Raw genomic sequence first — 6,378 nt, 5'->3', positions numbered from 1 at the left:
GGCTCGCTCCCACAGTGGATCTGCGGTGAACACAAAACCCTGTGGGAGCGAGCCTGCTCGCGATGAACGATAACGCGGTTTTCCGGGCGGCCCGTTGCCCACGCTGAATCTGGTGAAATTTGCCTGACGGCTGGGGCAAAAAAGAACCCGGTGCTTCTGATGACTGTCAGTCCATACAGATACTGACTGTGGCGAGGGAGCTTGCTCCCGCTCGAGCGCGAAGCGCTCGCAAAATCTTCGACAATTGCCGGGATTTTGGGGCTGCTTCGCAACCCAGCGGGAGCAAGCTCCCGCGCCACAAAAGCCTGCAACGCAGGAACACCGGGGGTGTTACCAGACCGCGCGGTTCTTCGTGGGTCCCCGCGCAGTCTGTTGAACGCTTTACGCCCGTTCGATCGCCAAAGCCACGCCCTGACCACCACCAATGCACAAGGTGGCGAGGCCTTTCTTGGCGTCGCGCTTGATCATTTCGTGCAGCAGGGTCACCAGCACCCGGCAGCCCGACGCACCGATCGGGTGACCGAGGGCGATGGCGCCGCCGTTGACGTTGACCTTGTTCAAGTCCCATTCCAGGTCCTTGGCCACCGCCAGGGATTGCGCGGCGAAGGCTTCGTTGGCCTCGACCAGGTCCAATTGGTCGATGGACCAGCCAGCCTTGCTCAGGCAACGGCGCGTGGCCGAGACCGGGCCGATGCCCATGATTGCCGGGTCGACGCCCGCGTTGGCGTAAGCGGCAATTTTCGCCAGCACTGGAAGACCCAGGGCCTTGGCTTTGTCGGCGCTCATCAGGATCACGGCGGCAGCACCGTCGTTCAGGGAAGAGGCGTTACCGGCAGTCACCGAACCGTCCTTCTTGAAGGCCGGTTTCAGTTTGCCCAGCGCTTCAGCGGTGGTGCCGGCACGCGGTTGCTCATCGGTGGCAAAGGACAGCGGATCGCCCTTGCGCTGCGGGATCAGGATCGGTGTGATCTCATCGACAAAACGCCCGGCTTCGATGGCAGCCATGGCTTTCTGCTGCGAGGCCGCGGCGAAGGCGTCCTGTTGCTCGCGGGTCAGGTTGTACTTGTCCGCCAGGTTCTCGGCGGTGATGCCCATGTGGTAATCGTTGAACGCATCCCACAGGCCGTCGCTGATCATGGTGTCGACGATTTGCGCGTGACCCATGCGCAGGCCAGTGCGGGCTCCGGGCATGACGTAGTTGGACAGGCTCATGTTTTCCTGGCCGCCGGCAATGATCACCTCGGCGTCGCCGCAGCGGATCGCCTGAGTGGCCAGGTGCAAGGCTTTCAAACCCGAGCCGCAGACCTTGTTCAGGGTCATCGCCGGCACGGTAAACGGCAGGCCGGCCTTGATCGCGGACTGGCGCGCCGGGTTCTGCCCGGCACCGGCGGTCAACACCTGGCCCATGATCACTTCATCGACTTCAGCAACGTCCAGGCCGGTTTGCGCCAGCAGCTGACGGATCACCGCGGCACCGAGGTCAACGGCGGACACATTGGCCAGCGAGCCCTGGAAACTGCCGATGGCGGTTCGGGTGGCGGCAACAATAACGACGTCTTGCATGGAAGAATTCCTCACTGGGCAGCGAACTGCATTTCCGGAACGTGATCCGGCACGATCAGTTTACCGGCGGTCTTGGCGACAATCTCTTCGACGCTGACGCCCGGCGCACGTTCTTTGAGAATGAACGCGCCATTTTCGATTTCAAGGTAAGCCAGGTCGGTCAGCACACGCTTGATGCACCCGGCGCCGGTCAGCGGCAGGCTGCATTTGGACAGAAGCTTGGACTCACCGTCCTTGGACGCGTGGGTCATGATGACGATGATGTTGTCCGCGCCGGCCACCAGGTCCATGGCGCCGCCCATGCCCTTGACCAGTTTGCCGGGGATCATCCACGAGGCGATGTTGCCTTGCACGTCGACTTCAAAGGCGCCCAGCACGGTCAGGTCGACATGACCCCCGCGAATCATCGCGAAGGACTCGGCCGAGGAAAAGATCGACGCGCCGATACGCGCGGTCACCGTTTGTTTGCCGGCGTTGATCATGTCGGCATCGATGGTTTCTTCAGTAGGAAAGGGGCCCATGCCGAGCAGGCCGTTTTCCGACTGGAGCATGACTTCCATGCCTTCAGGGATGTAGTTGGCAACGAGGGTCGGAATGCCGATGCCCAGGTTCACGTAAAAGCCGTCCTGCATTTCGCGGGCGACGCGTTGAGCCATTTGTTCGCGGGAAAGTGCCATTGTTATTTTTCCTTCAGGTCCGGGGGCTGGGGATCACTTACGCACGGTGCGCTGTTCGATGCGCTTCTCGAACGTGCCGCAAATGACTCGGTCGACGTAGATGCCAGGGGTGTGGATCTGCGATGGTTCCAGCTCGCCGGGTTCGACGATTTCTTCGACTTCGACCACGGTGATCTTGCCGGCAGTGGCGGCCAGCGGGTTGAAGTTCTGGGCGGTGTGGCGATAGATCACGTTGCCGAAGTGGTCGGCTTTCCAGCCTTTGACGATGGCGAAGTCACCGGTGATGGATTCTTCCATCAGGTACTTGCGGCCATGGAATTCGCGCACTTCCTTGCCATCGGCAACCGGAGTGCCAACGCCGGTGGCGGTGAAGAAAGCGGGGATGCCAGCACCGCCAGCACGCATTTTTTCGGCGAGGGTGCCTTGCGGGGTCAGGACGACTTCGATTTCGCCTTTGAGCAGTTGGTCTTCGAACAGTTTGTTCTCACCGACGTAGGAGGCCACCACTTTTCGAATCTGCCGGTCTTCCAGCAACACGCCGAGGCCGAAACCATCGACGCCGCAATTGTTGGAAACCACGGTGAGGTCACGGGTGCCCTTGCGCTTGATCTCGGCGATCAGGTTTTCCGGGATCCCGCACAGGCCGAAGCCGCCGGCGATCACAGTCATGCCGTCTTCAAGACCTGCCAGAGCTTCCTCATAGGAACTCACGCGCTTGTCGAAACCTGCCATATGCACCTCTTTTATTCTTTGTGGGCGGCTGGCTAGCCGTATGGGGTAGGAGTGTCTCGCTGGATGATTTATTTGTTAAGTTGATTTTTAGGGTTGATTGATAGATAAAACTCACCAATCACTTATCTTTAATACGTTGGAGCCCGCGCCCATGACAGTCAAGCAGATCCGCGCATTCCTGGCCGTGGCCCAGAGCCTGAGTTTCGCCGTGGCCTGCGAGCGGTTGCACCTGTCGCAATCGGCCTTGAGCCTGACCATCAAAGCCCTGGAGGAGGGGCTGGGCGGCCGGCTATTCACCCGCAACACACGTAATGTGGCGTTGACGGCGGAAGGCGAATCCCTGGTGCCCCTCGCTCGCCGGCTGATTGCGGATTGGGACAACGCCGAGGATGAACTGCGCCAGCGTTTCACCCTCCAGCGCGGGCGCGTGACCCTGGCGGCAATGCCGTCGTTTGCCGGCAATCTGCTGCCGCCGATCCTCAAGACTTTTCGCGCCCGTTATCCCAAGGTCAACGTCACGGTGAACGACGTGATCAACGAGCAAGTGCTGGAAATGGTGCGCGACCGGCAGGTGGAGCTGGGGGTGGCGTTTGAGCCGTCGCAGAGTTCATCGCTGGCATTCACGCCGTTGTATATGGACCGTTTTGTTGCCGTGGTGCCGGACGACTCTCCCTTGGCGCAACGGCACGACATTGATTGGCAGACGTTGCTCAAGGAACCGTTCATTACCTTGCAGCGTCCGTCGACGGTACGGGTGATGCTGGAAGAACACTTGCAGGCCCGGGGGATGAAATTGCCGGTGGAGTTTGAAAGCCATCAGTTGGCGACAGTCGGAAGGATGGTGGCCAGCGGATTGGGCGTCAGCGCCGTGCCAGCCCTGTGCGCCGGGCAGATGCGCGAGTTGGGCGCACGGTGCATTACCTTGCGCGACCCGGTGGTGGAGCGGGCGATCGGGGTGCTGACCAAGCCAGGAGTGGAACTGTCGGCGGCGGCGCAGGCGTTGTTCGATATCCTCAAAGCCGAGAATCTGGGCGAGCGAGTGTCCATGCCCTGATCACAATCCCCTGTAGGCGCGAGGCTTGCCCGCGAAAAGGCCGGTGCCTTCAACATTGAAGTCGACTGACACGACGCCTTCGCGAGCAAGCTTCGCTCCTACAGGGGTTTAGGGTGATGAGGGGGAGAGGTGCTGTGCCAGCAAGGGCAACAGCTGTTCGCACGAGGCCTCAATCTTCATATCCAGGAGGTCATCTGCCCGGGTCTTGCCCAGATTGATCGCCATCAACGGCTTGCCCTGATCCGCCACCACCCGGCACAAGCGAAACGCCGAATACGCCATCAACGAAGAGCCCACCACCAACAATCCCGCCGCCTGTTCCACCGCCGCCATGGCCTTGGCCGCCGTCACCTGCGCGACGTTCTCGCCAAAAAACACCACGTCCGGCTTCATCCGCTCACCCGCGCAATGCGGGCAATGCGGCACCTGGAACCGCGCCTCGAACGCCGGATTCAGCAACGTGTCGCCATCCGGCGCCTGCACCGCATCGACCCCGGCCAGATAGGGATTCTGCGCCTCCATCAGGTGCTGGATCGAATCCCGCTCGCTGCGCTGTCCGCAGTCCAGGCACAGCACCCGGTGCAGGCTGCCGTGAAGTTCGATCACATCATGGCTGCCGGCCTGATCGTGCAAGGTGTCGACGTTCTGAGTGATCAGCCCGCTGATCTGCCGGCTGCTTTGCCGGCTGCTTTGCAGACTGGCCAGGGCTTCGTGGGCCACGTTCGGTTGAGCCTGGCGCACGCGCGGCCAGCCGAGCATCGCCCGCGCCCAATAGCGGCGCCGTGATTCCGGGGCCGACAGGAACTCCTGATACATCATCGGTTGCCGGCCACGCCGAACGCCCTCGTTGTCGCGGTAGTCTGGAATGCCCGACGGGGTGCTGATGCCGGCGCCGGTCAGGACCATGAACGGCTGCTCGGCCATCAGCTGCTGGAGCCGGTCGAGTTGTTCGTGGATGCGGCGGTCAAGCATGTTCAACACTCCGGGTATCTTGAGTGTTTGCAGCGTAGCACTTGCCAACCTGCCGAATGCGAGCCCGTGAGCGGCGTGGTTATTTTCGTGCCTCCAGAATCAGGTTGAACGGCGTTTCCGTGGCCCGCCGGAAAGTCTTGAACCCCGCTTCGGTGAAGACCTTGCGCAACCGCGCTTCACCCGCCTGGGCGCCGAGCCCAAGGCCGACTTCCTGGGACAGCGAGTTCGGCGTGCAAATGAAGGTCGAGGCGGCGTAGAACAGCCGGCCAACCGGGGTGACGTTGTCGTCCAGCGAATCGTTGGCGAACGGTTCCACCAGCAGCACCGTGCCGTCCGGTTTCAGAGCGTCATAGGCGTGTTTCGCCGCGCCCACCGGGTCGCCCATGTCGTGCAGGCAGTCGAAATAGCAGATCAGGTCATAGTCGTCGCCGGGGAAGCTTTTCGCCGTGCCCTGAAAGAACCGCGCACGCCCGGACACGCCACCTTCTTCGGCGCGCTGGGTCGCGACGGTGACGGACGGTGCGTGGTAGTCGAAGCCGACGAACCGCGAGTCCGGGAACGCCTGGGCCATGATCACCGTGGAGGCGCCGTGTCCGCAGCCGATGTCGGCGACTTTGGCGCCCGCCTGTAATTTGGCGACCACGCCTTCCAGGGCCGGCAGCCACTCGGCGATCAGGTGCGCTTTGTACCCTGGGCGGAAGAACCGCTCCGTGCCGCTGAACATGCACGGATGGTGATCGCCCCAGGCCAGGGCGCCGTTGCCGCGCATGGCGTTGACCAGTTTGTCCTTGTCATGGAAAAACGACGCGACCACCCCGATACCGCCGGCGATATAGACCGGCGAGTCTTCGATCGCCAGCGCCAGGGCTTGCTCTTCGGGCAGGCGGAACTGGCCGCCCTCGTGTTCCATGTAGCCGGAAGCGGCGTGGGCGCTGAGCCATTCGCGCAGCAGGCGGGGGTTGCAGCCGGTCTTGTCGGCGAGTGCTTCAGGGGTGATCGGCTGACTGTCGGCCATGGCCCGGTACAGGCCGAGCTCTTCGCCGAGGATGACGTTGGCAAGCATCGCCGCGCCGCCCATGTCGTTCACCAGTTTGCCCATGAAGTCATTGAGTCTGGCCTCGTCCATCACATGTGCTCCTTCAGCAGGATCACGGTCCAGAGGCCTTGTTTATCGAGGCGTACACCTCTGGGCGGTGGTCGTGGGAATGAACAGGACGCTGTGCACGTCCCGCGTGCAATAAGTTTAGTCCGAGCCCCGTGCGCGGCGGCCTGAAGCGACGAAAGCGCCATTCCCCTGGCCGACACAAATCCCCTGTAGGCGCGAGGCTTGCCCGCGAAGTCGCCGTGTCAGTCGACAAAAGTATTGCCTGACACTCCGTC

6 protein-coding genes are annotated in these 6,378 nt (G+C 62.1%); 1 reads left to right on the top strand and 5 read right to left on the bottom strand.

What is annotated here, in order from left to right:
* Positions 1-381 precede the first annotated feature (381 nt).
* From QMX98_RS31155 to QMX98_RS31145, 3 genes are read right to left on the bottom strand one after another with little or no spacing between them, the layout of a single operon-like run.
* The gene (locus QMX98_RS31155) at positions 382-1,563 is read right to left on the bottom strand and encodes an acetyl-CoA C-acetyltransferase (RefSeq protein ID WP_282411905.1); all 1,182 of its coding nucleotides are present in this window, start codon (positions 1,561-1,563) and stop codon (positions 382-384) included.
* 11 nt (positions 1,564-1,574) lie between these two features.
* A complete protein-coding gene (locus tag QMX98_RS31150) occupies positions 1,575-2,240 on the bottom strand; it encodes a CoA transferase subunit B (protein WP_010455523.1) in 666 nt (221 codons plus the stop codon).
* A gap of 33 nt (positions 2,241-2,273) precedes the next feature.
* A complete protein-coding gene (locus QMX98_RS31145) occupies positions 2,274-2,972 on the bottom strand; it encodes a CoA transferase subunit A (protein WP_010455522.1) in 699 nt (232 codons plus the stop codon).
* Positions 2,973-3,123: 151 nt separating this feature from the next.
* On the opposite strand from QMX98_RS31145, the gene QMX98_RS31140 reads away from it, so the two are divergent.
* On the top strand, positions 3,124-4,026 hold the full coding sequence (locus tag QMX98_RS31140) for a LysR family transcriptional regulator (RefSeq protein ID WP_077749088.1): 903 nt from the start codon (positions 3,124-3,126) through the stop codon (positions 4,024-4,026).
* 108 nt (positions 4,027-4,134) lie between these two features.
* Here the strand turns inward: QMX98_RS31140 and QMX98_RS31135 are convergent, their stop codons facing one another.
* Positions 4,135-4,998: an NAD-dependent protein deacetylase gene (locus QMX98_RS31135; RefSeq protein WP_282411904.1), complete on the bottom strand. Its 864-nt coding sequence runs from the start codon at positions 4,996-4,998 to the stop codon at positions 4,135-4,137.
* 79 nt (positions 4,999-5,077) lie between these two features.
* Positions 5,078-6,124, bottom strand: a complete 1,047-nt coding sequence (locus tag QMX98_RS31130) for a class I SAM-dependent methyltransferase (RefSeq protein WP_010455519.1) — start codon at positions 6,122-6,124, stop codon at positions 5,078-5,080.
* Between the last annotated feature and the right edge of the window lie 254 nt (positions 6,125-6,378).

This window comes from Pseudomonas sp. PS02303, assembly GCF_029959925.1.
GTDB lineage: Bacteria > Pseudomonadota > Gammaproteobacteria > Pseudomonadales > Pseudomonadaceae > Aquipseudomonas > Aquipseudomonas mandelii.
The sequence above is the reverse complement of the archived record's forward strand: the minus strand, read 5'-3'. Positions and strand labels throughout refer to the sequence as shown.